We start from the raw sequence: 25,794 nt of genomic DNA on the forward strand, positions 1-25,794 counted from the left end.
GACGTTTGTTGGATTGTCGACGAGATGAAAGAACCAATGCACCGGGGCGGTGCATTGGTTCCGGGCTGGCTAGTCGATCAAATCGATCAGGCCGGTGCCGAGCTGCGGATCAGGTGATCGAAGGCGCTGAGCGAGGCGGTGGCGCCGGCGCCCATGGCGATGATGATCTGCTTGTAGGGCACGGTCGTACAGTCGCCGGCGGCGAAGACGCCGGGAAGCGAGGTCTGGCCCTTCGCGTCGATTTCGATTTCGCCGAAGCGGCTCAGGTTGAGCGAGCCCTTGAGCCAGTCGGTGTTGGGCAGCAGGCCGATCTGGACGAAGATGCCTTCGAGTTCGACGTGCTTGATCTCTTCCGTAACGCGGTCCTTGTAGGTGATGCCGTTGACCTTCTGGCCGTCACCGGTGACTTCGGTCGTTTGCGCTGACTTGATGACGGTGACGTTGGGCAGGCTGTAGAGCTTTTTCTGCAGAACGGCGTCGGCGCGGAGGGTGTCGGCGAATTCGAGCAGCGTGACGTGGGCAACGATGCCGGCCAGATCGATGGCGGCTTCGACGCCGGAGTTGCCGCCGCCGATGACGGCAACGCGCTTGCCCTTGAACAGCGGGCCGTCGCAGTGCGGGCAGAAGCAGACGCCCTTGGCCTTGTATTCCTGCTCGCCGGGTACGTTCATTTCGCGCCAGCGGGCGCCGGTGGCGAGGATGACGGATTTTGATTTGAGCGAGGCGCCGTTTTCGAGCTGGATTTCGACCAAGCCGCCGGCTTCGCTGGCCGGCACGAGTTTGGCGGCGCGTTGCAGGGTCATGATGTCGACTTCATAGTCCTTGACGTGTTGTTCCAGCGCTGCGACCAGCTTCGGTCCTTCGGTATGGCTGACCGAGATGAAGTTTTCGATGCCTAGCGTGTCCATGACCTGACCGCCGAAACGCTCGGCCAGGATGCCGGTGCGGATACCTTTGCGGGCAGCGTAGACGGCTGCCGCAGCACCGGCCGGCCCGCCGCCGACGACGAGGACGTCGAAGGCTTCCTTCTGGCCGAGCGCCTCGGCGGCGCGAGCGGCGGCGCCGGTGTCGACCTTGGCGAGGATTTCCTCGATGAGCATGCGGCCGGCGCCGAATTCGGCACCGTTGAGGTAAGTGGTCGGTACGGCCATGATCTGGCGGGCATTGACCACGTCCTGGAACATGGCGCCGTCGATCATCGTGCTCGTCACGCCGGGGTTGAGGACGGCCATCAGGTTGAGCGCCTGCACGACGTCCGGGCAGTTGTGGCAGGACAGCGAGATGAAGGTCTCGAAATTGAAGGTGCCGGGCAGGGCCTTGATCTGGTCAATGACGGATTGTTCGACCTTGGGCGGATGGCCGCCGGTCTGCAGCAGGGCGAGGACGAGCGAGGTGAATTCGTGGCCCATCGGGATGCCGGCAAAGGTAATGCGCGGCGTTTCGCCGGGCAGGCCGATGGCGAAGGATGGGCGCAAGGCAGCGGTGCCGTCTTCACGCAGGCTGACCTTGGCCGAGAGTTCGGCGATATCGACCAGCAGGTCGCGCATTTCCTGGGCCTTGGCACTATCGTCGAGCGAGGCGACGAGTTCGATCGGGCGTTGCAGTTTTTCGAGATAGGCCGTGAGTTGGGCCTTGATGTTGCTGTCTAGCATGTTGTTCTCCCTGAGCTGAATTTCACTGAAATTCCACGGTCAACCGGAAAATTTCGCTGAAATCCAAATGATCGAGCGGCGTTTGCCGCTCGACCCTGTTTGCTGCTAACTACTTAGATCTTGCCAACCAGGTCCAGCGACGGAGCCAGCGTCTTTTCGCCTTCCTTCCACTTGGCCGGGCAGACTTCACCCGGATGGGCGGCGGTGTATTGGGCGGCCTTCAGCTTGCGCAGCGTTTCGGAGACGTCACGGGCGATTTCGTTGGAGTGGATTTCGACGGTCTTGATGACGCCATCCGGATTGATGACGAAGGTGCCGCGCAGGGCCAGGCCTTCTTCATCGATATGCACGTCGAAGGCGCGGGTCAGTTGGTGAGTCGGGTCGCCGACCAGCGGGAACTGGGCCTTGCTGACGGCCGGCGAGGTTTCGTGCCAGACCTTGTGCGAAAAATGGGTGTCGGTGGTGACGATGTACACCTCGGCGCCGGCCTTCTGGAATTCGGCGTAGTTGTTGGCGGCATCTTCGATTTCGGTCGGGCAGTTGAAGGTGAAGGCGGCCGGCATGAAGATCACGACAGACCATTTGCCCTTGAGGCTGGCTTCGGTGACTTCGATGAACTTGCCGTTGTGGAAAGCTTGGGCCTTGAACGGTTGAACCTGGGTGTTGATAAGCGACATTGTTTTCTCCTGAGTGGGTGTTGGAAATTGAACACAACGCCATATTAGGGGCGCTAGGTTGATCGGGCCAATTGATTGATCAAATATTGGCGATAGGTGGCGGCTATTCTTGTCGGCAGGTTGGCGATTAGCTAAAAAGTACTAGTTTGCGCCCGCCATTGGAACTAGTCGCGACCCTCCGACTGAATGAAATTGATGCACATCAATTAAATACTCGGCTGTATCGGGAACAGTGCTTTCTGTGGCGGCATTGGGCTGCCGAAGCTTGAGGAGGTCGGCCGGATGAACATTTCCAGCGCCATTTTGTACATTGCTCCGGAACGCCTTTACGAGGCATGCGAAGCACTGCTCCTGATGCCCGGGGTGGATATTCATGCCCGGAGCCCGGAGGGAAAGGTGGTCGTCACTCTGGAGGATGACGACACGAATTCGGCTGCAGATAAATATGTAGCCCTGCATGGTGTGCCCGGCGTCGCATCGGTGGCCATGGTCTATCAATACAGCGACGACGAACCAGTAGATACCGAGGAGGTACAGGCGTGAAGCTCAATCGACGCGATTTCATCAAGGCCAACGCAGCTGCGGCGGCCATGTCAGCGGCAGGTTTGTCCGCGCCCGGTTCGGCCGTGGCCCAGGGCAAGGACGAGATTCGTTGGGACAAGGCGGCATGCCGTTTCTGTGGCACGGGTTGCGGGGTGCTGGTCGGGACCCAGGACGGACGCGTGGTGGCTACCCAAGGCGACCCGGATGCGCCGGTCAACCGTGGCCTGAACTGCATCAAGGGCTATTTCCTGTCGAAGATCATGTATGGCGCCGATCGTCTGAAGACGCCATTGCTGCGCATGAAGGATGGCAAGTACGACAAGAACGGCGACTTCGCGCCGATCTCCTGGAAGCAGGCCTTCGACATCATGGAAGAAAAGGCCAAGGCGACGCTCAAGGCCAAGGGGCCGAACGGCCTGGCCATGTTCGGCTCGGGTCAGTGGACGGTGTGGGAAGGCTACGCCGCCGCCAAGCTCATGAAGGCTGGTTTCCGCACCAATAACCTCGACCCCAATGCCCGCCATTGCATGGCTTCGGCCGTTGCCGGCTTCATGCGCACTTTCGGCATTGACGAGCCGATGGGCTGCTATGACGACATCGAGCATGCCGACGCCTTCGTGCTGTGGGGTTCGAACATGGCCGAGATGCATCCGATCCTGTGGACGCGCATCACCGACCGCAAGTTGTCGAACAAGGGCGTCAAGGTTGCCGTGCTGTCGACCTTCGAGCACCGCTCCTACGAGCTGGCCGACATCCCGATGATCTTCAAGCCGCAGACGGACTTGGCGATCCTCAATTACATCGCCAACTACATCATCCAGACCGGCAAGGTGAATCAGGCTTTCGTCGACAAGAACATCAATTTCAAGAAGAGCGCCACCGACATCGGCTACGGCCTGCGGCCGACCCACGCCCTGGAAAAGGATGCGACGAGCAACGGTTACCCTGGCGCTGATGGCAAACCGAAGGGCGATACCGGCAAGTCCGATCCGATCACCTTTGATGAGTTCAAGAAATTCGTTTCCGAATACACCGCCGAGAAAGTTTCCAAGCTGTCCGGCGTCGCCGAGAAGGATCTCAAGGCCCTGGCTGAGCTGTATGCCGATCCCAAGGTCAAGATCGTTTCCTTCTGGACCATGGGCTTCAACCAGCACACCCGTGGTACCTGGGCTAATAACCTCGTTTACAACATCCATCTGCTGACCGGCAAGATATCCGAGCCGGGCAACAGCCCGTTCTCGCTGACCGGTCAGCCCTCTGCTTGTGGCACGGCACGCGAAGTCGGTACCTTCTCGCATCGCCTGCCGGCCGACATGGTCGTCACCAATCCGGAGCATCGCAAGCACACCGAAGAGCTGTGGCAACTGCCGGAAGGCACGATCCCCGACAAGGTTGGCCTGCATGCCGTGGCCATGGCGCGCGCCCTCAAGGACGGCAAGGTCAATTTCTATTGGCAGCAGTGCAACAACAACATGCAGGCCGGGCCGAACATCAACGAAGAGCTTTATCCGGGCTGGCGCCGGCCGGAGAACTTCATCGTCGTCTCCGACCCGTATCCGACGGTCTCGGCGATGGCGGCCGACCTAATCCTGCCGACCGCCATGTGGGTCGAGAAGGAAGGCGCCTACGGCAACGCCGAACGGCGCACCCAGTTCTGGCGGCAGCAGGTCAAGGCGCCGGGCGAGGCTCGTTCCGACGTCTGGCAGTTGATGGAGTTTTCCAAGCGGTTCAAGGTCGAGGAAGTCTGGCCGGCCGAGCTGGTCGCCAAGGCACCAAAGCTCAAGGGCAAGACATTGTTCGACGTGCTCTACGCCAATGGTGTGGTGAACAAGTACAAGCTGAGTGAAATTGCTGCCGGCTTCGACAATGAAGACTCGAAGTTGCTCGGTTTCTATATCCAGAAGGGGCTGTTCGAGGAATACGCCGCTTTTGGTCGCGGTCACGGCCACGATCTGGCCCCCTTCGATACCTACCACCAGGCCCGCGGCCTGCGTTGGCCGGTCGTCGGCGGCAAGGAAACGCTGTGGCGCTTCCGCGAAGGTTATGACCCGTACGTCAAGAAGGGCGAGGGCGTTAAGTTCTACGGTCACAAGGACGGCAAGGCGGTCATTTTTGCGCTGCCTTACCAGCCGCCCGCCGAATCGCCGGACAAGGAATTCGACATGTGGCTGTCTACCGGCCGTGTGCTCGAACATTGGCACACCGGCACGATGACCCGCCGCGTTCCTGAGCTGTACAAGGCGTTCCCCGATGCGGTCGTCTTCATGCACCCGGATGACGCCAAGGCACGTGGCTTGCAGCGCGGTATGGAAGTCAAGGTGGCGTCGCGGCGCGGAGAAATCCAATTGCGCATCGAGACGCGCGGCCGCAACAAACCGCCGCGTGGCCTGGTCTTCATCCCGTTCTTCGACGCCGGTCGCCTGGTAAACAAGTTGACGCTGGATGCGACCTGCCCGATTTCAAAAGAAACGGACTACAAGAAGTGCGCCGTCAAGGTCACCCGGGCCTGATTGATTTCCCGGAGAAAAAACGGTTGATTCCACGGTCAACCCGAAAAATGAGCCAAAAAGCGAATGGAGCGTCGTCTCCACTCGCTCATCGGAGGTAATGAATATGAGATTGATCACTGCTCTGGCCTTGGCCGCCGGCATGCTCCTGGGGGGAGTTGGCGGCGTCAGCGCGCAGGAATTGCGAGTGAATGAGATCGGCATCGAGTCGATCGAGGGGAGTGCCAAGGTCGATATGTTCCGGCCCGAAAAGGAGCAGGCCGTGATTCCTCGTAATTTCCAGAAACAGCCGCCGCTGATCCCGCACGGCATCAAGGGTTACAACATCACCCAGAACTTCAACAAGTGCATGGATTGCCATTCGAAGGAGCGGGCCGAGGAAACCGGCGCCACCAAGGTGGCCAAGTCGCACTATCTCGACCGCGAAGACAAGAAGCAATCCAACATTTCGCCACGTCGTTATTTCTGCATGCAGTGCCACGTACCACAATTCGACGCCAAGCCACTCGTCGCCAATACCTATAAACCGGCAGCCAAGAAGGGGGAATGATGAGTCTGGATAAATTCACGCCCGCATGGGTCAAGCGCATCGGGCTGGTCACCGTATTTGGCCTGTTTGCCGCCGGTATCGTTTTCTGGGGAGGCTTCAACTGGGCTCTCGAGGCGACCAACAAGGAGTCGTTCTGTATCTCCTGCCACGAGATGGAGGAAAACGTCTTCCGCGAGTACCAGAACACGGTGCACTACACGAACCGCACCGGGGTCCGCGCCACCTGTCCTGATTGTCACGTGCCAAAGGAATGGGGCCCGAAGATGATCCGCAAGATCCAGGCTTCCAACGAAGTGCTGCACAAGATTCTCGGAACGATCGATACGCCTGAGAAATTCAATGCCAAGCGCGCCCAGCTTGCCCAGAACGAATGGAAGCGCATGAAGGCGAACGACTCGCAGGAGTGCCGCAACTGCCATCGTTACGACTACATGGATTACACCGAGCAGGGCAACCGGGCTGCCAAGCAGCATCCGCAAGCCTTCACCGAAGGTAAGACCTGTATCGACTGCCACAAGGGTATTGCTCACCAGTTGCCGGCAATCGACCAGCATATTGGCAAGCAAAACGACGGTGCAGTGGCCATCACGCACGGTGAAAAACCGGCTGATGCAGCCAAGGAAGAAGAGAAGCCCGCAGCCAAATAATCCCTTTGCTGATGGCATCAAGGCAAACCCGGCCGAGCGCCGGGTTTGTTGTTTTTTGCCTGAAAGGGCGTCCATGCGTATGAAAATTACAAATATTCACGCAATCGCCTGCAAATAGGCGCTCTCAGGGCAACACTTATTCAAAAAGGTATGCTACTTTTGTCGTGCTGCCGTTCCGACGGCCAGTTTTCTTAAACATTGATAGGTAACTAGGAGGCACTTAGATGAATAAATCCGAGCTGGTCGAAGTTGCTGCAAAAGAAGCTGGTATAACCAAGGCCGCTGCCGACAAGGCGCTGTCGGCCATCATCGGCGCGGTGGTAAAGACCGTGACCAAGGGGGAGTCTGTTACACTCGTCGGCTTCGGCACTTTCAAGTCCGCCAAGCGCGCAGCGCGCACCGGCAAGAATCCCAAAACCGGCGCTACGCTGAAAATTCCCGCTACCACGGTTCCGAAATTTACTGCTGGTACGGCTTTCAAGGCCTCGGTCGCAGCCAAGAAGACCGCGGCTGCCAAAAAGAAGTAATCCAGTGTTATGGAATGCGGGGGTCGTCTTCGACGGGCTCCGCTTTTTTTAAGTTGCAATGAACAATCCGAATCCAGAAAATCCCCCCGAAGCTCCCGTTACGGTAGCCCCGCCGCCTGATACGCGTCGCCGCTTGCGTGACCTCCTTTCGATCCCCGAGCGTGATCGAACCGACGAGCAGTGGGACGAAATCATCGAGCTGGAAATTCAGCTAGCTCCGGGTAACCGTGTTTCCGGAAATGAGCCGCTTGGCGGCAATCCCGGCCGCGGCAACATGCAGCATGGCAAGCCGGGCGGCAATGCCGGCACCGGTGGCGGTGTTGGTCAACAACAAAAGAAACATCGCCCGCGTACCAACAATAATCGCCGACCGCGCCAGAACAAGCCGCAAACAGGCGGTGGCGGTGGCACTCCCGCCTGATCTGCTTGTTTCATTCTTCTGAAGCGGCATAATCGCCGTCATGCAGCAGTTTGATCTGATCATCGTTGGCGGAGGGCTGGCCGGCGCCAGCCTGGCGTTGGCCTTGCGCGACACGCGCTTGCGTATCGCCCTCGTCGAAAACAATCCCCCGCATCTTCCCGATGGCTGGGATTCGCGTATTTACGCCATCAGTCCGGCCAACGTCTCGTTCCTTGAATCAATCGGGGCATGGCGCCACCTGGATGCGTCAAGAATGGCGCCGATCCGTGCCATGCAAATCCATGGCGATGGTGCTGGGCGGTTGGATTTTTCCGCGTTTGAGACGGGCGTTTCTGAATTGGGCTGGATTCTCGAATCGTCGCAGATGGCGTGCGAGTTCTGGGAGGCCGCCAAACGCCAAGGCAACCTGACGCTCTTTTGTCCGGCCCGGCCGGATGGCCTGGAGTTACGCCACGACGCCGCTGTCCTTCATTTGTCCGATGGTACCGTGCTGTCGGCCCGTCTCCTGGTTGGGGCGGATGGTCGTGATTCCTGGGTGCGGCAGACTGCCGGGCTTGATGCCGTTAACACGCCATACGGCGAAAAAGGCCTTGTCGCCAATTTCTCCACTGAAAAACGGCACAACAACACGGCATTTCAGTGGTTTCGTGATGATGGCGTGCTGGCCTACCTTCCGTTGCCGGAGAACCGCATTTCGATCGTGTGGTCGACCCCTGACGAGCATGCAGATGAACTCGGTTCGCTGCCTCCTGAACTGCTTTGCGAGAGAGTTGCCGAAGCCGGTGGGCGGGTGCTGGGCAAGCTCGACCTGCTCACGGCGCCGGTGGCTTTTCCCTTGCGCTTGATGCGCGTTCCGCAAACTGTCGCGCCACGGCTGGCTCTGGTTGGTGATGCGGCGCATGGTATTCATCCTCTGTCCGGTCACGGCATTAATCTTGGTTTTCAGGACGCCATGACGCTTGCCAGTCAACTGGCCGCAACACAACCGTGGCACGATATTGGTCAGGAGCGCTTCCTGCAACGTTATCAGCGGGCTCGGCGCGAGGAAACCGTGTTGATGCAGACAACGACGGATAGTTTGCGTCGTTTGTTCAAGGAGTCGCCGCCAGGCTTGCGTCCGTTGCGCAATCTTGGGCTGAATCTGGCCAATGGCCTGCCGTTAATAAAAAATGCCTTGGTGCGGTATGCTCTCGGCGCCCTTTAGGAGAATTGCATGTTGAAAAAATTGCTGCCGATGGCCTTGGCGATGGTGTTCAGTCTGAATGTTGCGGCCGATGAGGCGGATATCCGGAAGATGATGGAAGCCAAACTCGGCACCAAGGTGGAGAGCGTTACCAAGTCCGGTTACATGGGGCTGTATGAAGTCTACGCCGACGGCAATATTTTCTATACCGATGAAAAAATGTCGGCCATCGTGGTCAGTGGTCAGTTGATCGACGCAAAAACGATGAAAAACGTCACCGACGAACGCATGAAAAAGCTGACGGCAATCAAGTTCAGCGATTTGCCGCTTGATCGCGCCATCAAGCAAGTGCGCGGGGACGGCAAGCGCGTATTGGCAACCTTCGAGGACCCCAACTGTGGCTATTGCAAACGCCTTGCCAAGGAATTGCTGAAGCTCGATAACGTCACCATCTATACATTTCTGTTGCCGATCCTCTCCGAGGATTCTGTACGCAAGTCCAAGCAAATCTGGTGTTCCGGCGACCGTGCCAAAGCATGGAACGACTGGATGGTTGACGGCAAGGCGCCTGCAGGTCGTGAAGATTGCGATACCGCTGCGGTCACCAAAAATCAGGAATTTGGCCGCAAGTTGAATATTACCGGCACGCCGACCATGTTCTTTGCTGATGGCGAGCGGGTTCCCGGGGCAATACCGCTGGCCAGAATCGAGCAGAAGCTCAGTCAGACAAAGTAGCCGGAGGGCGTTGAGATTCGGGCGCCCTTTCGGCGCCTATTGTGATTGGCGTATTCGGAAGGCATGATTCCCGAATGGGTATAACTTCCTCCGGACAAATGATTGGCCGCGCGTTCGGACCGCGTGTTCGGTTGGTGATGTTTTTTGTGTTCACCTGGCTCGGTGTCGCCCTGTTGCTGGCTTTTTTGCTGAACGAAGGGCGGCGCGAAGCGGAGCGGAAAGCGCCCTCCGCGGCTCTTGGCGTTACCTCTTTGCTCGAGGCGCGCCTGGCGGCGACGATGCGCCGCCTTCAGGGCAACCTGGAGCACCTGGCTGCTTCGCTGCCCCGGGATGCATTCAGGACTGTTGCCGTTGGGCGTTTTCGGGAAACCGTGGTAAATGAACTGGAGCTATTTTCCGGGCAATTTCCTGAGGTGAGCGGTTTCCGGGTCATGGATGCGTCGGGCAATCTCCTCTACGCTTCCGGCTTCGCGGTACATTCCCATGGGGGGATTGATCGGGGCTATTTCGGCGTGCCGGCAGAGCTATCCGGCAATGCCCTGTATTTTTCTGAAGTGGTTGTGGACAAGTTGTCCGGTCGTTCGTACCTGTTCGTTATCCAGCCGGTGCGCGACGCGCAGGGCGATTTGCTCGGGTTGGTGGCGGCTCCACTTGATCTCGATGTTCTGGCGAAAATATTCGAGACGATCAATGTTGGTGGAAAGGGGGTTGTTGGCATTTGGCGGGCCGACGATGGTCGGCAGATTTTGCAGCGGCCAGTCGTTCCCGGTCAGGTGAACCTGGCGCCGGAGAGTAATCCACTGTACCGACGAATCGAGTCCGGAGAAAAGCTAGGCACGATGCGTTTGCCGGCGATGCTTGACGGAGTGGAGCGTGTTTACGCATTTCAGCGCATTGCAGACTATCCCCTGTATGTTGAAGGTGGTCTGGCGGTCGACGATTATCTGGCTGAATGGCACCAGATGCTGTGGGTTGCCGCTGTGTCGGCACTGTTGCTTTTTTTGTCCCTGTCGCTGGTTCTGATTCGTTTGCTCCGTGCGGAAAACGAGGAAGAAGCGATTGCCGGCAAGTTGGCGGAGAGCGAGGCTCGCTATCGCATGTTGGCCGAAAATAGCCATGACGTCATATGGACACTCGATATTCGGTCGCGGCGTTATACCTACGTTAGTCCCTCGATAACCGACATGAGTGGCTATCTGCCCGAGGAGGTAGTCGGTCAGTCGATAGATGCCCGCCTGACCCCGGAGTCGGCCTCACGACTGGCTCGGGATATCGACCAGCGCCTGCGCCGAATCGCCGCCGGTGACAAAACGGCGAATGTTGTCGTCGCCGAGTTGGAGCAGGTTTGCAAGGATGGCGAGGTTATTTCGACGGAAGTGGTGTCGAGCTATCTGCTGGATGCCGATGGTGTCGCGCATACGATTCTCGGGATAACGCGCAATGTCAGCGAACGCAAGGCGGCGGAGCTGGCGTTGCGGGAAACGAATCGGCAGTTGCATGCGCGGATCGAGGAAATCGGTCGCTTGCAGGTGGCGCTCCAGGAACTGGCGGTACGTGACAGCCTGACCGGGCTGTACAACCGGCGTTACCTTGATGAAACGCTGGAACGCGAAGTTTCCCGGGCGCGCCGGGAGGGAAATCCGCTGTCGCTGGTCATGCTTGATATCGACTATTTCAAGCGGGTCAACGACACCTACGGGCATCAGGTGGGTGACGAGGCCTTGCGTATGCTGGCAACGACCTTGCTGGCCGATATCCGGACGGAGGACGTGGCTTGTCGCTATGGCGGCGAAGAGTTTCTCATTCTGTTGCCCAACATGCCACTGGAAACCGCCATGCAGCGTGCTGAGGCCTGGCGGAAAGCGATTGAGGAGTTGTCCATCGCCCTCGGCAACTTCCACATTACTTTTACCATTTCCCTTGGGGTGGCTTCCTACCCCGAACATGGCAAGACGCCTGATGATCTGACTCGCTGTGCCGATCAGGCGCTCTATCGCGCCAAGCACGAAGGTCGAAACCGGATTTCGGTTTTTTCCGCCTGATTCGCCAGCGGCCGGCCTAGTGCCGGATCGGTAGTTTCTTCGCCGCGCACATTCCACTTTTTACCACGTCGGCATGCGCCGCCCGGAATGTTTTTGATTTGCCTCAACTCCTGATAAGTCACTTTAACTGTCAATGTTCTTGCATTGATTTTTAAGGATAATTTTTTTCAAAATCCGTCTCGGCAAACTTCCGTAAGTCCTTGTTGTGTAAGAAAAAATCCCAATTTCTCGCTTGACTGAGCAGTGTTGTTGTTCTAAAGTGGGAAAACGTGTTGAAAAGTGGGTAAACGGGGAGCGAGGCGAGGGATGTTCGAGGGCGCGGCAGCACTAAATCTGGATGCGAAGGGACGGCTTGCCATACCGGCAAGGCACCGTGAGTCCCTGCTCGCCGCCAGTGAGGGTGCGCTGGTTCTGACGGCGCATCCACATCGCTGCTTGCTGCTTTACCCGTCGCCGGCCTGGCAGCCGATCCGCGAGCAGATACTCAGGGCGTCGAGCCTTGATCCGCGTTCGGCATCGATCAAGCGCGTGCTGGTGGGTAATGCCCGCACCGAGGAGCTGGATTCGGCCGGCCGCATTCTGGTGGCGCCGGAGCTGCGTGAGTACGCCAAGTTCGAGAAGACTGTCTATCTGGTTGGTATGGGGACGCATTTCGAGATCTGGAGCGAGGCCGGCTGGAGGCAGCAGAACGATCTGGCTGCTGAAGCGTTGTCCGGCGATCTGCCGCCGGGCTTCGGGGATCTTGTCCTGTGACCCGCAGTGCCGCCCATGTGACGGTACTGCTCGAGGAGGCGGTGGATGCGCTGGCGATCAAGCCCGACGGTATCTACGTTGATGCCACCTTCGGGCGTGGCGGCCATAGCCGCCGAATTCTTTCCGAGCTGAATGAAAAAGGCCGCCTCGTGGCTGTTGACCGTGACCCGCAGGCTATTGCGGCGGGGGCGGCCATTGATGATTCCCGGTTTTTGCTCGTGCACCGTGCTTTCGGCGAACTGGCCGAGGCGGCGGACGAGGCTGGTGTAAGTGGTGTTGATGGGGTTTTGTTTGATGTAGGGGTGTCGTCGCCGCAAATCGACGACGGGGAGCGCGGCTTCAGCTTTCGCTACGACGCGCCGCTCGACATGCGTATGGATACGACGCAGGGCGAGACGGCGGCCGAGTGGCTGGCGCGGGCCGAGATAAGAGACATCACGGAGGTCATTAGAAATTATGGCGAAGAACGGTTTGCTTTCCAGATTGCAAAGAAGGTTGTGGCTGCTCGGGTCGAACAACCTATTGTCACAACAGGTCAGTTCGCGGCCCTCGTACGCGAGACCGTGCGCACCCGTGAGCCAGGGCAGGACCCGGCGACGCGCAGCTTTCAAGCTTTACGGATTCATATCAATCAAGAACTCCGCCAGCTGGAGATAGCATTGCCGCAGGCGCTCGGCTTGCTGAAGCCGGGTGGCCGGCTGGTGGTGATCTGTTTTCACTCGCTGGAAGACCGCATCGTCAAGAACTTCATGCGCAACGAGTCGGTTGCCGATGATTTGCCGAAAGGCTTGCCGCTGCGTGCGGACCAGTTGCCGAAGCCGAAGCTACGCCTGCTTGGCAAGCCAGTGAAGCCTTCCTCTGCGGAAATTGCCGCCAATCCGCGGGCGCGCAGTGCCGTGATGCGGGTAGCCGAGAAGCTGTAATGCTGCGGTTCAATGTGATCCTTCTCATGATCGTCGTCTTTTGCGCGTTGGGCGTCGTTACCTCCCAGCACCGGGCGCGCAAGCTGTTCCAGGCGCTCGAAGCGGAGCAGGAGCGGGCGCGTCAGCTGGATGTCGAATATGGTCAGTTGCAGCTGGAAATGTCTACGTGGGCGAATCATCCGCGTATCGAGAAGATTGCCCGTGATCGTCTGCACATGGTGACGCCGGATTCCACGGTTACCAACAAGGGGGCGCGCTGATGGTTGTGCGTCGTCGCCCGCAACGCGGTCATCGTTTTACCGAAAGCCCGGTGTTGCAACTGGCCTTGCAGGGCTGGCGTTCGCGTACTGTTGGCCTGCTGCTGATGGTCGCCTTCCTGTCGCTGGTGGTCCGCGGCTTCTATCTGCAAGTCATCAATAACGACTTCCTTCAGCAGAAGGGTGATTCGCGCTATCTGCGCGACATCGAGATTTCCGCCTCGCGCGGCAAGATCGTCGACCGCAATGGCGACATGCTGGCCGTATCGACGCCGATGAAGACGATCTGGGCCATTCCGGCCGATGCGCGGACGATGAATGGCGAACAGAAGCGCCAGTTGGCCGGCATGCTCGACATGAATGTGCGCGAGCTCGACGGCAAGATTGCTTCGGAAAAGACCTTTACCTTCGTCAAGCGTCAGGTCTCGCCGGAGACCGCCGATCGCATTGGCGCCCAGAAATTTCCCGGCGTGCATCAGGAAAAGGAATACCGCCGCTTTTACCCGACCGGCGACATGACGGCCCACATCGTCGGTTTTACCGGCGTGGACGACAAGGGTCTGGAAGGCGTCGAACTGGCTTTCCAGAACAGCCTGCTTGGCCGCCCCGGTAGCCGTACCGTGATTCGTGACCGGCGCGGTAATATCGTCGAGGATGTCGGCGCGACCAAGCCGCCACAGGATGGCAAGGATGTCCGCCTGGCGCTCGATTCGAAGATTCAGTACCTCGCCTTCAGTCAGCTCAAGGCAGCGGTCGAGGCCAACAACGCCAAGGCTGGCGGCGCCATCGTCATCGATGCGCGGACTGGCGAAATTCTGGCTCTGGCCAATTGGCCGACCTATAACCCGAATAATCGAGAGCGCCTGTCCGGGGCGCAATTGCGCAATCGCGCGATTACCGACACTTTCGAGCCGGGGTCGGTGATGAAGCCGTTTACGGCGGCACTGGCACTCGAAAAGGGCAAGGTTCGCTTCGATACGGTGATCAACTGCGCGCCCGGTCGTCTGACCATCGGCAGTGCAACCATTTCCGATGCCCACCCGCACGGTGCGCTGACGGTGGCCCAGGTCATCCAGAAATCGTCGAATGTCGGGACCACCAAGATCGCGCTCGGCTTTTCGCCCAAGGAAATGTGGGACATGTTTGATAGCGTCGGCTTCGGCCAGATGCCGAACCTCGGTTTTCCGGGCGAGGTCAATGGTCGCCTGCGGCCGTGGAAGAACTGGCGGCCGATCGAGCAGGCGACGATGTCTTACGGCCACGGCATTGCTGTCAGCCTGGTCCAGCTGGCCCGCTCCTACACGGTCTTTGCCCATGACGGCGAGCTGATGCCGTTGTCGCTGACCAAGATCGACGACGCGCCACCGCATGGCGTCCGCGTCTTTTCGCCGCAGACCATGAAGGAGTTGCGGATCATGCTCGAAATGGCCGTCCAGCCCGAAGGCACGGCACCCAAGGCGCGCGTCGCCGGCTATCGGGTCGGTGGCAAGACAGGAACGGCCTACAAGATCGAGGGCGGTGTTTATGCCCGCAAATATGTCGCTTCCTTCGTCGGCATCGCGCCGATCAGCGATCCGCGTCTGGTCGTCGCGGTGATGATCGACGAGCCGACCGGGGGCGCCCATTACGGTGGCGACGTGGCCGGCCCGGCTTTCTCGCAGATCGTCGGCGGGGCGCTGCGTACGCTTGGCGTGCCGCCGGATGCGCCGATCCAGGTGGCCGATGCTTCGAGCGGAAAGGGCAAATTGTGAGCACGCCGCGCGAACTTCTCGACCGCCTCGAAGCGATGGGCGTCGTGCCGACCGGTGTTGCCGACGACAGCCGTCAGGTCCAGCCGGGCGATCTGTTCCTGGCCTATCCGGGCGATCTGGCCGATGGTCGCCGCTACATCGCCGATGCGCTGGCGCGCGGTGCCGTCGCCGTGTTCTGGCAGCCGGGCGGCGATTTCAATTTTGAGCAAAATTTCCCGTTGACCGTGGCAAACCTGTCGGTCGATGCCTTGCGTCCGCTGGCCGGCCCGCTCGCCCACGCCGTCTATGGTCACCCGAGCGAGGGGCTGTCGCTGATCGCCATCACCGGCACCAACGGCAAGACGACGATCAGCCAGTGCCTGGCCCATGCCTACCCGAAACCCTGTGCCATCATCGGCACGCTCGGCGCCGGCTTCCCCGAGGCGCTGACCGAAACCGGTTTCACGACGCCCGAGGCGACAACCCTGATGCGCTATCTGGCCCGTTTCCGGGCCGATGGTGCGGCGGCCTGCGCGCTCGAAGCCAGCTCGATCGGCATCGAAGAGGGGCGGATGAATGGCGCCCGCGTCGATGTCGCCGTGTTTACCAACATGACGCGCGATCACCTCGACTACCACGGCACGATGGATGCCTACGCCGAGGCCAAGAAAAAGCTCTTCCACTGGCCGCGCCTGCGCACGGCAATCGTCAATCTGGACGACGAATTCGGCCGCCTGCTATCGCGCGAAACGACGGCCATGCGCATCCTCGGCTACGCCATCGGCGAACAGCGGCGCGATTTTCCGGCGCTGGTGCGTGCCGAAAACCTGGTCGACACCCCGTTCGGCCAGCGCTTCAGCCTGGTCCTGCCGAATGGCCGGGCCACCGTCGAAACCGTTCTGGTCGGTCGCTACAACATCTCCAACCTGCTCGCCATCGCTGCCGTGCTGCACGACGCCGGCGTGCAGGCCTCCGAAGTGGCGCGTCGCCTGTCCGAACTGACGCCACCGCCGGGCCGCATGGAACGCGTCGGCGGCAATGGCGAGCCGCTGGTGGTCATCGATTATTCGCATACGCCGGATGCCCTGGAAAATGCCCTGGCTGCCCTGCGTCCCGTGGCGACATCGCGCGGCGGCAAGCTGTCCGTCGTTTTCGGTTGCGGCGGTGACCGCGATCCCGGCAAGCGCCCGCTGATGGGTGAAGTGGCCGAGCGCCTGGCCGACCGCGTGCTGGTCACCAGCGACAATCCGCGCAGCGAGCAGCCGTTGGCCATCATTGCCGGCATCGTCGCCGGCATGAAGCAGTCCGCAGTGGAGGCCGACCGCGCTGTCGCCATCCAGCGCGCCATCCTTGAAGCCGAGGCCAGCGACGTCGTCCTGCTCGCCGGCAAGGGTCATGAAACCTACCAGGAAGTTTCCGGCGTCCGCCATCACTTTTCCGATGTCGAACAGGCCGCTGCAGCGCTGGCCTTGCGCCGTCCCCAATCGAAGGAGGTAGCGGCATGAAGTGGCTGCTCTCACAAGTCGCCGAGGCGACCCATGGCCGTTTGATCGGTCGCGATGTCGACGTCACCGGCGTGTCTTCCGACACCCGTACTGTCGCCGAAGGCCAGCTGTTCATCGCCCTGAGCGGCGAACGTTTCGACGCCCATGATTTTCTCGATCAGGCCGTGGCGGCCGGTGCCGTTGCCCTGCTCGTCTCCAATGAAAGCAAGGTGCCGGCTGGCGTTTCCGCGGTCGTCGTCGATGACACCCGTCTCGCCCTCGGCCGTTTTGCCGCTGCCTGGCGCGCTCAATTCACGCTGCCGGTCATCGCCGTCACCGGCTCGAACGGCAAGACGACGACCAAGGAAATGATCGCCGCCATTCTCAAGGCCGAATTCGGTGCCGCTGTGCTGTCTACGCGCGGCAACCTCAACAACGACATCGGCCTGCCGCTGACCCTGCTTGGCCTGCGCCTCTCGCATCGGGCTGCCGTTATCGAAATGGGCATGAATCACCCCGGTGAAATTGCCTACCTGGCGCCGATTGGTGCGCCAACCGTGGCCATTGTCACCAACGCCCAGCGCGCCCACCTCGAAGGCATGGGCGACATGGACGAAGTGGCGCGCGAAAAGGGCAGCATCTTTGGCGGTCTGCGACCGAATGGCGTCGCCGTGATCAATGCCGACGACAGTTATGCCGAATTCTGGCGCGGCATGGCCGGCCCGCATGCCGTGCGTACTTTTGGCATCGACCATGCCGCCGATGTGCGCGGTGTGGTTCATCAGCATGGTCTGGAAATCGCCATCGAGCTGACGGCCGCCGAAGGCGACGCGGCGATCACGCTGCATATCCCCGGCCGTCACAACGCCCGCAATGCCGTCGCCGCTGCCGCGGCCTGCCTCGCGGCCGGCGTGCCGATGGCCGCCGTGGCCGCAGGTCTGGATGCCTTTTCGGGGGTGAAGGGCCGCCTGCAGCGGCGGGCCGGCAACAAGGGCGCCGAACTGCTCGACGATACCTACAACGCCAATCCGGATTCGGTCCGTGCCGGCATCGATGTGCTCGCCGCCACCGTTGGCCGCAAGCTGTTCGTGCTCGGCGACATGGGCGAAATCGGCGAAGCCAGCGGCCAGTACCACGACGAGATCGGCGGCTACGCCAAGAGCCAGGGCATCGACCGCCTGTTTGCGCTGGGCGATGCCTCGCAACTGGCTGTCCGCAACTTCGGCGAAGGCGCCCGGCATTTCTGCAACATCGAAAAGCTCATTGCTGCGGTCGACAAGGAACTGGGCCCGGAAACCACGGTGCTGGTCAAGGGCTCGCGCTTTATGAAAATGGAACGTGTGGTCGATGCGCTGGCCGCGCCGGCCGCCGCCGAGGAGAAAAACTGATGCTGCTGGCTCTTGCCCAATGGCTCGCCCAGGACGTTCGTTTCTTCAACGTCTTCAACTACATCACGCTGCGTACCGTGCTGGCGACGATGACTGCGTTGCTCATCTCGTTTGCCGCCGGCCCCGGCGTCATCCGCTGGCTGGCCGCCAAGAAGATCGGCCAGGCGGTGCGCAACGACGGGCCGCAAACCCACCTGGTCAAATCCGGCACGCCGACCATGGGCGGCGTCCTGATCCTGATCTCGATCGGCATCACGACGCTGTTGTGGGGCGACCTGAGCAACAAGTACGTGTGGACGGTGCTGATTGTCACCCTCGGCTTCGGCATCGTCGGCTGGTACGACGACTGGAAGAAGGTGGTCTATCGCGACCCGAAGGGACTGTCGGCCGGCTGGAAGTACCTTTGGCAATCCGTCCTTGGTCTGGGCGCTGCGCTCTTCCTGGCATTTTCGGCAACCTCCGGCGCCCAGACCGAACTGATCGTGCCCTTCTTCAAGACCATCGCCTATCCGCTCGGCATCGTCGGTTTCATCACGCTGACCTACTTCGTCATCGTCGGCACCAGCAACGCGGTCAATCTGACTGATGGCCTCGACGGCCTGGCGATCATGCCGACCGTCATGATCGCCGGCGCCTTCGCCATCTTCGCCTACGTCACCGGTCACGCAGGGCTCTCCAAATACCTGCTCATCCCCTACGTGCCGGGGGCGGGCGAGCTGTGCATCCTGCTCGGCGCCATCGCCGGGGCCGGGCTCGGGTTTTTGTGGTTCAACGCCTATCCGGCCGAAGTCTTCATGGGCGACGTTGGCGCGCTGTCGCTTGGCGCCGCACTCGGTACCGTCGCCGTCATCCTGCGCCAGGAAATCGTGCTGCTCATCATGGGCGGCGTCTTCGTCGTCGAAACCTTGTCGGTCATGCTGCAGGTCAGCTACTTCAAATACACCAAGAAAAAGTTCGGCGAGGGCCGCCGCATCCTGCGCATGGCGCCGCTGCACCACCACTTCGAACAATCGGGCTGGAAGGAGACGCAGGTCGTCGTCCGCTTCTGGATCATCACCATCATGCTCGTGCTGGTCGGGCTGTCTTCGTTGAAGTTGCGCTGATGGAACTCAAGGGCAAACGCGTTCTGGTTGTCGGACTCGGTGAGTCCGGACTGGCGATGGCCAAGTGGCTGCATCGTCAGGGCGCGTTGGTCCGTGTCGCCGATTCGCGCGACAACCCACCGAACATCGATGCCCTGCAGCGCGTCGCGCCGGGCGCCGAGCTGATTGCCGGACCGTTTACCGAAGCACCGTTTGCCAGCGCCGACCTCGTCGCCCTGTCGCCAGGCGTCGCCAAGGCGACGCCGGTGATTGCCATGGTCGACCGGAAAATTGTGTCAGAAATCGAATTGTTCGCCGCCGGCGTGCGCGAGCAGGTACCGGGCTCGAAGATCATCGCCATCACCGGCAGCAACGGCAAGACCACCACGACGGCGCTGACCGCCCATCTGCTCAACGGCGCCGGCGTGCCGGCCATCGCCTGCGGCAACATCTCGCCGTCAGCCCTCGATGCCTTGATGGATGCGCAGGATGCCGGTTCTTTGCCGCAGGTCTGGGTCGTTGAACTGTCGAGCTTCCAGCTCGAAACGACGCATCATCTGAACGCCGCCGCCGCCACGGTGCTCAACGTCTCGGAAGATCACCTCGACCGCTACGACGGCAGCCTGGCCAACTACGCCGCTGCCAAGTCGCGCGTCTTCCAGGGCAAGGGCGTCATGGTCCTCAACCGTGACGACGACTGGTCGATGGCCAACGGCCGTTGCGGCCGGACGATGGTGACCTTCGGCCTGAACGCCGCGCCGCGCGGCGTCGATTACGGGTTTGCCGATGGGGCAATCCATCGCGGCAAGGAAAAGCTCGTGGCGCTGGCCGACCTCAAACTGTCCGGCCTGCACAATGCCGCCAACATCATGGCCGCGCTGGCCCTGTGCGAAGCCATTGGCGTCGCCCCGGCCGGCCTGATCGAACCGCTCAAGTCGTTCGCCGGATTGCCGCATCGCGTCGAAACCGTCGCTGAAATCGACGGCGTGCTCTACGTTGACGATTCCAAGGGCACCAACGTCGGCGCGACGCTCGCTGCCATCGAAGGCATGGGCCGCAAGGTCGCCATCGTCCTCGGCGGCGACGGCAAAGGTCAGGATTTCTCGCCATTGAAGCCCGCGCTCAAGAAACACGGCCGTGCCGTCGCCCTGATCGGCCGCGATGCCGCCGCTATCGGCATGGCCCTCGAAGGTAGCGGCGTGCCGACCCGCATCCTGGGCGACATGGAAGCTGCTGTTCGCTGGCTTGCTGGCCACACTCAAGCCGGCGATTGCGTCCTGCTCTCGCCAGCCTGTGCCAGCCTCGACATGTACAAGAATTACGCCCATCGCGCCCAGGCCTTCATTGATGCGGTCAAGGGGTTGTCGTCATGATGATCGGCGCCCTCGACTCGCCGCGTCGGCAAGTCGCCGAGATCGACTACGCCTTGCTGTGGAGCGTCTTGATCCTGCTCTTTTCCGGCTTGGTCATGGTCTATTCGGCCTCGATTGCCATCGCCGAAGGCGGCCGTTTCACCGGCCATCAGCCGGCCTACTACCTGGTGCGCCACGGCGTCTTCCTGTGCATCGGCCTGGTTGCCGCCGCCGTCACTTTCCAGGTGCCGCTGTCGCTGTGGCAGAAAAATGCGCCCTACCTGTTCATGATCGGCGTCGCCCTGCTGGCGCTGGTGCTGATCCCCGGCATCGGCCGCGACGTCAATGGTGCCCGCCGCTGGCTGTCGCTCGGCTTCGCCAACCTGCAGCCGTCCGAGCTGATGAAGCTGTTTGCCGTGCTCTATGCCGCCGACTATACGGTACGCAAGATCAACGTCATGCATGACCTCAAGCAGGCCTTCCTGCCGATGTTCGGCGCCATGGCCATCGTCGGCATGCTGCTGCTCAAGGAGCCGGACTTCGGCGCCTTCGTGGTGATCATCTCGATCGCCATGGGCATCCTCTTCCTCGGCGGCCTCAAGGCGCGGCTGTTCGCGCTGCTGATTGTCGGCCTGCTCATCGCTTTCGCGATCATGATCATCGTCTCACCCTACCGGCGCGACCGGGTGTTCGGCTTCATGGACCCGTGGGCCGACGCCTATGGCCGGGGCTACCAGCTGTCGCATTCGCTGATTGCCTTTGGCCGCGGCGAACTGTTCGGCGTCGGCCTCGGTGCCAGCGTCGAAAAACTGTTCTACCTGCCGGAAGCCCACACCGACTTCCTGCTCGCCGTGATCGCCGAAGAGCTGGGCTTCTTCGGCGTCGTCGCGATCATTGCTCTGTTCGCGCTGCTCGTTCAGCGTGCTTTCGCCATCGGCCGCCAGTGCGTCCAGCTCGACCGCCTCTACCCGGCACTCGTCGCCATGGGCATGGGCATCTGGTTCGGCGTCCAGTCCTTCATCAACATGGGCGTCAACATGGGGCTGCTGCCGACCAAGGGCCTGACCCTGCCGCTCATGAGCTTCGGCGGTTCGGGCGTTTTCGCCAACTGCGTGGCCTTGGCGATCCTTCTGCGTGTCGACTGGGAGAATCGGCAGCTCATGAGAGGTGGCAAGCTATGAGCAAGACCATCATGATCATGGCCGGCGGCACTGGTGGCCACATCTTCCCGGCGTTGGCTGTCGCCCACAAGATGCGCGATGCCGGCTGGCGGGTTGTCTGGCTGGGTAATCCGGACGGGATGGAAGCCAAACTCGTGCCGCAGCACGGCTTCGAGATGGTCAATCTCAAGTTTGCCGCCCTGCGCGGCAAGGGTGTTCTGCGCAAACTGTTGCTGCCACTCAATCTGCTCAAGGGATTTTGGCAGGCGCGCCAGGCCATTCGCCAGGTGCAGCCCGATGTCGTGCTCGGCATGGGCGGCTACATCACCTTCCCGGGCGGCATGATGGCTTCCCTGCTCGGCAAGCCGCTAGTCATTCATGAACAGAATTCCGTCGCCGGGCTGGCCAACCGCGTGCTGGCCGGTGTCGCCGACCGCATCGTGACCGGCTTCCCGGATGTCCTGAAAAAGGGTGTCTGGGCCGGCAACCCGGTACGTCCGGAAATCGCCAAGATCGCCCCGCCGGCCGAGCGCTTTGCCGAGCGCACCGGCGCCTTGCGCGTTCTCGTTATCGGCGGCAGCCTCGGCGCCCAGGCGCTCAACGAGATGGTGCCCAAGGGCATGGCTCTGCTCGCCGAATCCGAGCAGCCGCAGATTGTCCATCAGGCCGGCGAAAAGCATATCGAGGCGCTCAAGGCCAATTACGCTGCAGTCGGCGTCCAGGCCCATTGCGTTTCCTTCATCGAAGACATGGCCGGCGCCTATGAATGGGCCGATCTGGTCATCTGCCGGGCCGGCGCGCTGACCGTGGCCGAACTGGCAGCGACCGGCGTGGCCAGCATCCTGGTGCCTTTCCCGCATGCGGTCGATGACCACCAGACCGGCAACGCCAAGTTCCTGGTCAATGTCGGCGGCGCCTTCCTGTTGCCGCAAACCGAACTGACGCCCGAGTCGATTGCGCTGATCCGCAACTATTCCCGCGGTCAACTGCTGGAAATGGCTGAAAAGGCCCGCAGTCTGGCCAAGCCCGATGCCACCGAAGAAGTGGCGACTATTTGTGCAGAGAGCGCGAAATAAATGAAACATAAAGTCAAACACATCCACTTCGTCGGCGTCGGCGGTTCGGGCATGAGCGGCATTGCCGAAGTGCTGGCCAATCTCGACTACACGGTCAGTGGCTCGGACATCGCGGCCAGCGCCACGACGCGTCGTCTGGAAGGCGAAGGCATCAAGGTCATGATCGGCCACGCCGCCGAAAACATCGCCGGGGCCGATGCTGTCGTCACTTCGACTGCTGTCAAGGCCGACAACCCGGAAGTCGTCGCCGCCCGCGAGAAAAAGATTCCGGTCGTGCCGCGCGCCCAGATGCTGGCCGAACTGATGCGTCTCAAGCACGGCATCGCCATCGCCGGCACCCATGGCAAGACCACCACCACCAGCCTGGTCGCCAGCATCCTGGCCGAGGGCGGCATTGATCCGACCTTCGTCATCGGCGGTCGCCTCAATGCGGCCGGGGCCAATGCCCGCCTTGGCAGCGGCGACTTCCTCGTCGCCGAGGCCGACGAGTCGGATGCCTCCTTCCTCTTCCTGTCGCCGGTCATTTCGGTCGTCACCAATATCGACGCCGACCACATGGAAACCTACGGCCATGACTTCGAGCGTCTGAAGTCGGCCTTCGTCGAGTTTCTCAATCGCCTGCCTTTCTACGGCGTGGCAGTGCTTTGCGGTGACGATGCCAATGTGCGCGACATCATGCCGCGCGTGCCGAAGCAGATCATCACCTACGGCCTGTCGCCGGAGAACAATTTCTACGCCGAGAATGTCGTCGCCGCCGACGGACAGATGCGTTTTACCTGCGTTCGCGTCAATGGTACGACGACGCGCCTCGACATCACGCTCAACACGCCGGGCCTGCACAACGTGCTCAACGCCCTGGCAGCCATTGCCGTGGCCACCGAAGTGCAGGTTTCCGACGCCGCCATCGTCAAGGCGCTGGCCGAGTTCAAGGGCGTCGGCCGTCGCTTCCAGCGTTACGGCGAAGTCGCCTTGCCGGCTGGTGGCAGCTTTACCCTGGTCGACGACTACGGCCATCACCCGGTCGAAATGGCCGCGACGCTGGCCGCCGCCCGTGGCGCCTTCCCTGGTCGCCGTCTCGTGCTGGCTTTCCAGCCGCACCGCTACACGCGGACACGCGATTGCTTCGAGGATTTCGTCAAGGTGCTGAGCACGGTCGATGCGCTGTTGCTGGCTGAAATCTACGCCGCCGGCGAAGCGCCCATCGTCGCTGCCGACGGCCGTTCGCTGGCCCGCGCCCTGCGTGTCGGCGGCAAGGTCGAGCCGGTTTTCGTTGAAGACATCGCGGCCATGCCGCAAACGATCATGGATGTCGCCCGCGATGGCGACGTGGTGCTGTGCATGGGCGCCGGCTCGATTGGCGCCGTTCCCGGGAAAGTGGCAGGTCAGGTATGAACTTCCACGGTCAACCCGAAAAAATGCCCAAAATTGAAATGCAGTCTGGAGCAAAGCATGTCTGATTTCGGCAAAGTCGCCGTCCTCTTTGGTGGTACCTCCGCTGAGCGCGAAGTTTCGTTGAACAGCGGTTCGCGCGTACTCGCCGCGCTGCAAGGGCAGGGCATCGACGCCCACGCCTTCGACCCGGCCTCGCAGCCGCTCGACGCGCTCAAGGGCTACGACCGCGCCTTCATCGCGCTGCACGGCCGCCACGGCGAAGACGGCACGATCCAGGGCGCGCTGGAAGTCATGCACATTCCCTACACCGGCTCCGGCGTACTCGCCTCGGCGCTGGCCATGGACAAGTTCCGCACCAAGCTGATGTGGCAGGCAGCCGGCCTGGCCATTCCCGAATACGCCCTGCTCACGGCTGATTCTGATTTCGGCGATATCGAGGAAGAACTCGGCCTGCCGCTCTTCGTCAAGCCGGCCCGCGAAGGCTCGTCGATTGGCGTGACCAAGGTCAAGCAGCGCGGCGCGCTCAAGGCCGCCTACGCAGAAGCCGCCCGCCACGACCCGCTGGTCATCGCCGAAAAGGGTGTCATGGGCGGCGAATACACGGTCGGCATCATCGGCGACGAAGCCATGCCGATCATCAAGATCGAGCCGGCCACCGAGTGGTACGACTACGAAGCCAAGTACAACCGCGACGACACCAAGTATCTGTGCCCGTGCGGCCTGCCGGAAGCCAAGGAAATGGAAATCCGCAAGGGCGCGCTTGAAGCCTTTCGTGTCCTCGGCGGCCGCGGCTGGGGCCGCGTCGATTTCCTGATGGACGAGGACGGCAAGCATTACTTCCTCGAAGTGAATACCGCGCCCGGCATGACCGACCATTCGCTGGTGCCGATGGCCGCCCGCGTCAATGGCATGGATTACCCGACGCTGGTCCGCCGTGTCCTCGAACTCGCCACCAACGACTGAGCCAATGAATGTGGAACAAACCGCACCTGCTCAACGCCATCGCCGACCTGCTCATGCTGGTCGCTGCCGCAGCGTTGCTGGCTGCCGGCGCGGTCTGGCTGGTGCGCGTGCCGTCGCTGCCGGTCAAGCATGTGGTGTTTGCCGAGCCGCTGCCGCACACGAAGCGGGGAGAGGTGGAGCAGGTTTTGCCGGGGTCGCTGAAAGGCAATTTCTTCAGCCTGAATCTGGAACAGGTGCGCGGTTCTCTCGAGAGGCTGCCCTGGGTGCGCAAGGTCGATGTGCGTCGCCAGTGGCCCGATCGTCTGGAAATCAGGATCGAGGAACACAAGCCGGTAGCACGCTGGGGCGAGGGGCGCAGCGAACTGGTCAACAGCTACGGCGAGGTTTTTGCCGCCGCGCTGCCGGACGCCGAGGCGAGCGGGCTGCCCTTGCTCTTCGGGCCGCTGGGTACGGCGCAGGATGTTTTGAAGCATTACAGCGAGTTTGTCGGCTCCTTTGCGACAGTCGGCGAAAAGCCGGTGCAGGTCACGCTGTCGCCGCGCCTCGCCTGGCAGCTCAAGTTGCAGAACGGCATGTTGGTGGACATCGGACGGGAGCAGCCGAAGGCGCCGGTCGGTGTACGCCTGCAGCGCTTTTTGGAAATTTATCCGGAAACGGTCGCCAGACAGGCGGTCCGGCCGGCGGTCGTGGATTTGCGGTATCCGAATGGTTTCGCCATGCGAGTGGCGGGCGAGGGGAAGGGAAAGTAAG

At 61.2% G+C, this 25,794-nt stretch carries 24 protein-coding genes; 22 read left to right on the forward strand and 2 right to left on the reverse strand.

Translation table 11 applies throughout. The features are described 5' to 3' along the window. Positions 1 to 86: 86 nt before the first annotated feature. Both ahpF and ahpC read right to left on the reverse strand, forming a co-directional pair. Positions 87 to 1,652, reverse strand: a complete 1,566-nt coding sequence (gene ahpF / locus AC07TV_RS03810) for an alkyl hydroperoxide reductase subunit F (protein ID WP_494647073.1) — start codon at positions 1,650 to 1,652, stop codon at positions 87 to 89. 113 nt (positions 1,653 to 1,765) lie between these two features. Further along, complete coding sequence (gene ahpC / locus AC07TV_RS03815; protein ID WP_494647074.1) at positions 1,766 to 2,329, reverse strand: alkyl hydroperoxide reductase subunit C; 564 nt, start codon at positions 2,327 to 2,329, stop codon at positions 1,766 to 1,768. A gap of 282 nt (positions 2,330 to 2,611) precedes the next feature. On the opposite strand from ahpC, the gene AC07TV_RS03820 reads away from it, so the two are divergent. The 22 genes from AC07TV_RS03820 to AC07TV_RS03925 all read left to right on the forward strand — a co-directional run bounded on the left by AC07TV_RS03820 (position 2,612) and on the right by AC07TV_RS03925 (position 25,793). Then, the gene (locus AC07TV_RS03820; protein ID WP_494647075.1) at positions 2,612 to 2,872 is read left to right on the forward strand and encodes a chaperone NapD; all 261 of its coding nucleotides are present in this window, start codon (positions 2,612 to 2,614) and stop codon (positions 2,870 to 2,872) included. Then, complete coding sequence (napA, locus tag AC07TV_RS03825; RefSeq protein ID WP_494647076.1) at positions 2,869 to 5,382, forward strand: nitrate reductase catalytic subunit NapA; 2,514 nt, start codon at positions 2,869 to 2,871, stop codon at positions 5,380 to 5,382. Before AC07TV_RS03820 ends, napA begins: the two co-directional genes overlap by 4 nt. 103 nt (positions 5,383 to 5,485) lie before the next feature. Continuing rightward, positions 5,486 to 5,929: a nitrate reductase cytochrome c-type subunit gene (locus tag AC07TV_RS03830; RefSeq protein ID WP_494647077.1), complete on the forward strand. Its 444-nt coding sequence runs from the start codon at positions 5,486 to 5,488 to the stop codon at positions 5,927 to 5,929. Next, positions 5,929 to 6,576, forward strand: coding sequence for a NapC/NirT family cytochrome c (locus AC07TV_RS03835; protein ID WP_494647375.1), 648 nt, complete (start codon positions 5,929 to 5,931; stop codon positions 6,574 to 6,576). Before AC07TV_RS03830 ends, AC07TV_RS03835 begins: the two co-directional genes overlap by 1 nt. Before the next feature lie 224 nt (positions 6,577 to 6,800). Then, entirely contained in the window at positions 6,801 to 7,103 is a 303-nt protein-coding gene (locus tag AC07TV_RS03840; RefSeq protein WP_494647078.1) for an HU family DNA-binding protein, read from the forward strand. A 133-nt stretch (positions 7,104 to 7,236) separates the two neighbouring features. Next, positions 7,237 to 7,524, forward strand: a complete 288-nt coding sequence (locus tag AC07TV_RS03845) for a hypothetical protein (RefSeq protein ID WP_494647079.1) — start codon at positions 7,237 to 7,239, stop codon at positions 7,522 to 7,524. Between the two features lie 40 nt (positions 7,525 to 7,564). Continuing rightward, entirely contained in the window at positions 7,565 to 8,728 is a 1,164-nt protein-coding gene (locus AC07TV_RS03850; RefSeq protein WP_494647080.1) for a UbiH/UbiF family hydroxylase, read from the forward strand. 9 nt (positions 8,729 to 8,737) lie between these two features. Next, positions 8,738 to 9,442 carry a DsbC family protein gene (locus AC07TV_RS03855; RefSeq protein WP_494647081.1) on the forward strand — a complete coding sequence of 235 codons (705 nt, stop codon included), beginning with the start codon at positions 8,738 to 8,740 and terminating at the stop codon, positions 9,440 to 9,442. A gap of 146 nt (positions 9,443 to 9,588) precedes the next feature. Further along, positions 9,589 to 11,484 carry a diguanylate cyclase gene (locus AC07TV_RS03860; protein ID WP_494647082.1) on the forward strand — a complete coding sequence of 632 codons (1,896 nt, stop codon included), beginning with the start codon at positions 9,589 to 9,591 and terminating at the stop codon, positions 11,482 to 11,484. 306 nt (positions 11,485 to 11,790) lie between these two features. Further along, complete coding sequence (gene mraZ, locus AC07TV_RS03865; protein ID WP_494647376.1) at positions 11,791 to 12,237, forward strand: division/cell wall cluster transcriptional repressor MraZ; 447 nt, start codon at positions 11,791 to 11,793, stop codon at positions 12,235 to 12,237. Next, the gene (gene rsmH, locus AC07TV_RS03870; protein WP_494647083.1) at positions 12,234 to 13,160 is read left to right on the forward strand and encodes a 16S rRNA (cytosine(1402)-N(4))-methyltransferase RsmH; all 927 of its coding nucleotides are present in this window, start codon (positions 12,234 to 12,236) and stop codon (positions 13,158 to 13,160) included. The genes mraZ and rsmH overlap by 4 nt, the downstream gene beginning before the upstream one ends. Next, positions 13,160 to 13,420 (forward strand): cell division protein FtsL, encoded by a 261-nt coding sequence (ftsL, locus tag AC07TV_RS03875; protein WP_494647084.1) that lies wholly within the window; start codon positions 13,160 to 13,162, stop codon positions 13,418 to 13,420. Before rsmH ends, ftsL begins: the two co-directional genes overlap by 1 nt. Continuing rightward, positions 13,420 to 15,168: a peptidoglycan D,D-transpeptidase FtsI family protein gene (locus AC07TV_RS03880; RefSeq protein ID WP_494647085.1), complete on the forward strand. Its 1,749-nt coding sequence runs from the start codon at positions 13,420 to 13,422 to the stop codon at positions 15,166 to 15,168. The genes ftsL and AC07TV_RS03880 overlap by 1 nt, the downstream gene beginning before the upstream one ends. After that, positions 15,165 to 16,652: a UDP-N-acetylmuramoyl-L-alanyl-D-glutamate--2,6-diaminopimelate ligase gene (locus AC07TV_RS03885; protein ID WP_494647086.1), complete on the forward strand. Its 1,488-nt coding sequence runs from the start codon at positions 15,165 to 15,167 to the stop codon at positions 16,650 to 16,652. The genes AC07TV_RS03880 and AC07TV_RS03885 overlap by 4 nt, the downstream gene beginning before the upstream one ends. Further along, positions 16,649 to 18,019: a UDP-N-acetylmuramoyl-tripeptide--D-alanyl-D-alanine ligase gene (locus AC07TV_RS03890; RefSeq protein ID WP_494647087.1), complete on the forward strand. Its 1,371-nt coding sequence runs from the start codon at positions 16,649 to 16,651 to the stop codon at positions 18,017 to 18,019. Before AC07TV_RS03885 ends, AC07TV_RS03890 begins: the two co-directional genes overlap by 4 nt. Further along, positions 18,019 to 19,122, forward strand: a complete 1,104-nt coding sequence (gene mraY / locus AC07TV_RS03895) for a phospho-N-acetylmuramoyl-pentapeptide-transferase (RefSeq protein ID WP_494647088.1) — start codon at positions 18,019 to 18,021, stop codon at positions 19,120 to 19,122. Before AC07TV_RS03890 ends, mraY begins: the two co-directional genes overlap by 1 nt. Then, the gene (gene murD / locus AC07TV_RS03900; protein WP_494647089.1) at positions 19,122 to 20,474 is read left to right on the forward strand and encodes a UDP-N-acetylmuramoyl-L-alanine--D-glutamate ligase; all 1,353 of its coding nucleotides are present in this window, start codon (positions 19,122 to 19,124) and stop codon (positions 20,472 to 20,474) included. The genes mraY and murD overlap by 1 nt, the downstream gene beginning before the upstream one ends. Then, positions 20,471 to 21,634, forward strand: coding sequence for a putative lipid II flippase FtsW (ftsW, locus tag AC07TV_RS03905; protein ID WP_494647090.1), 1,164 nt, complete (start codon positions 20,471 to 20,473; stop codon positions 21,632 to 21,634). The genes murD and ftsW overlap by 4 nt, the downstream gene beginning before the upstream one ends. Further along, positions 21,631 to 22,689 carry an undecaprenyldiphospho-muramoylpentapeptide beta-N-acetylglucosaminyltransferase gene (gene murG / locus AC07TV_RS03910; protein ID WP_494647091.1) on the forward strand — a complete coding sequence of 353 codons (1,059 nt, stop codon included), beginning with the start codon at positions 21,631 to 21,633 and terminating at the stop codon, positions 22,687 to 22,689. Before ftsW ends, murG begins: the two co-directional genes overlap by 4 nt. Continuing rightward, positions 22,690 to 24,081, forward strand: a complete 1,392-nt coding sequence (murC, locus tag AC07TV_RS03915) for a UDP-N-acetylmuramate--L-alanine ligase (RefSeq protein ID WP_494647092.1) — start codon at positions 22,690 to 22,692, stop codon at positions 24,079 to 24,081. A gap of 57 nt (positions 24,082 to 24,138) precedes the next feature. Beyond that, positions 24,139 to 25,044 (forward strand): D-alanine--D-alanine ligase, encoded by a 906-nt coding sequence (locus AC07TV_RS03920; RefSeq protein ID WP_494647093.1) that lies wholly within the window; start codon positions 24,139 to 24,141, stop codon positions 25,042 to 25,044. A gap of 8 nt (positions 25,045 to 25,052) precedes the next feature. Beyond that, the gene (locus AC07TV_RS03925) at positions 25,053 to 25,793 is read left to right on the forward strand and encodes a cell division protein FtsQ/DivIB (RefSeq protein ID WP_494647094.1); all 741 of its coding nucleotides are present in this window, start codon (positions 25,053 to 25,055) and stop codon (positions 25,791 to 25,793) included. The last annotated feature ends 1 nt before the right edge of the window (position 25,794 follow it).

This window comes from Azonexus sp. GW821-FHT04F04 (assembly GCF_059420025.1).

Excerpts from the sequence above, each read along its gene's own strand:
- AC07TV_RS03890 (WP_494647087.1), top strand. The coding sequence starts at position 16,649 with ATGAAGTGGCTGCTCTCACAAGTCGCCGAGGCGACCCATGGCCGTTTG.
- murC (WP_494647092.1), top strand. The coding sequence starts at position 22,690 with ATGAAACATAAAGTCAAACACATCCACTTCGTCGGCGTCGGCGGTTCG.
- murD (WP_494647089.1), top strand. The coding sequence starts at position 19,122 with ATGGAACTCAAGGGCAAACGCGTTCTGGTTGTCGGACTCGGTGAGTCC.
- ahpF (WP_494647073.1), bottom strand. The coding sequence starts at position 1,652 with ATGCTAGACAGCAACATCAAGGCCCAACTCACGGCCTATCTCGAAAAA.
- ftsW (WP_494647090.1), top strand. The coding sequence starts at position 20,471 with ATGATGATCGGCGCCCTCGACTCGCCGCGTCGGCAAGTCGCCGAGATC.
- AC07TV_RS03920 (WP_494647093.1), top strand. The coding sequence starts at position 24,139 with ATGTCTGATTTCGGCAAAGTCGCCGTCCTCTTTGGTGGTACCTCCGCT.
- AC07TV_RS03855 (WP_494647081.1), top strand. The coding sequence starts at position 8,738 with ATGTTGAAAAAATTGCTGCCGATGGCCTTGGCGATGGTGTTCAGTCTG.
- AC07TV_RS03820 (WP_494647075.1), top strand. The coding sequence starts at position 2,612 with ATGAACATTTCCAGCGCCATTTTGTACATTGCTCCGGAACGCCTTTAC.
- AC07TV_RS03830 (WP_494647077.1), top strand. The coding sequence starts at position 5,486 with ATGAGATTGATCACTGCTCTGGCCTTGGCCGCCGGCATGCTCCTGGGG.
- ftsL (WP_494647084.1), top strand. The coding sequence starts at position 13,160 with ATGCTGCGGTTCAATGTGATCCTTCTCATGATCGTCGTCTTTTGCGCG.
- AC07TV_RS03880 (WP_494647085.1), top strand. The coding sequence starts at position 13,420 with ATGGTTGTGCGTCGTCGCCCGCAACGCGGTCATCGTTTTACCGAAAGC.
- ahpC (WP_494647074.1), bottom strand. The coding sequence starts at position 2,329 with ATGTCGCTTATCAACACCCAGGTTCAACCGTTCAAGGCCCAAGCTTTC.
- mraY (WP_494647088.1), top strand. The coding sequence starts at position 18,019 with ATGCTGCTGGCTCTTGCCCAATGGCTCGCCCAGGACGTTCGTTTCTTC.
- AC07TV_RS03835 (WP_494647375.1), top strand. The coding sequence starts at position 5,929 with ATGAGTCTGGATAAATTCACGCCCGCATGGGTCAAGCGCATCGGGCTG.
- AC07TV_RS03850 (WP_494647080.1), top strand. The coding sequence starts at position 7,565 with ATGCAGCAGTTTGATCTGATCATCGTTGGCGGAGGGCTGGCCGGCGCC.
- AC07TV_RS03925 (WP_494647094.1), top strand. The coding sequence starts at position 25,053 with ATGTGGAACAAACCGCACCTGCTCAACGCCATCGCCGACCTGCTCATG.
- AC07TV_RS03840 (WP_494647078.1), top strand. The coding sequence starts at position 6,801 with ATGAATAAATCCGAGCTGGTCGAAGTTGCTGCAAAAGAAGCTGGTATA.
- mraZ (WP_494647376.1), top strand. The coding sequence starts at position 11,791 with ATGTTCGAGGGCGCGGCAGCACTAAATCTGGATGCGAAGGGACGGCTT.
- murG (WP_494647091.1), top strand. The coding sequence starts at position 21,631 with ATGAGCAAGACCATCATGATCATGGCCGGCGGCACTGGTGGCCACATC.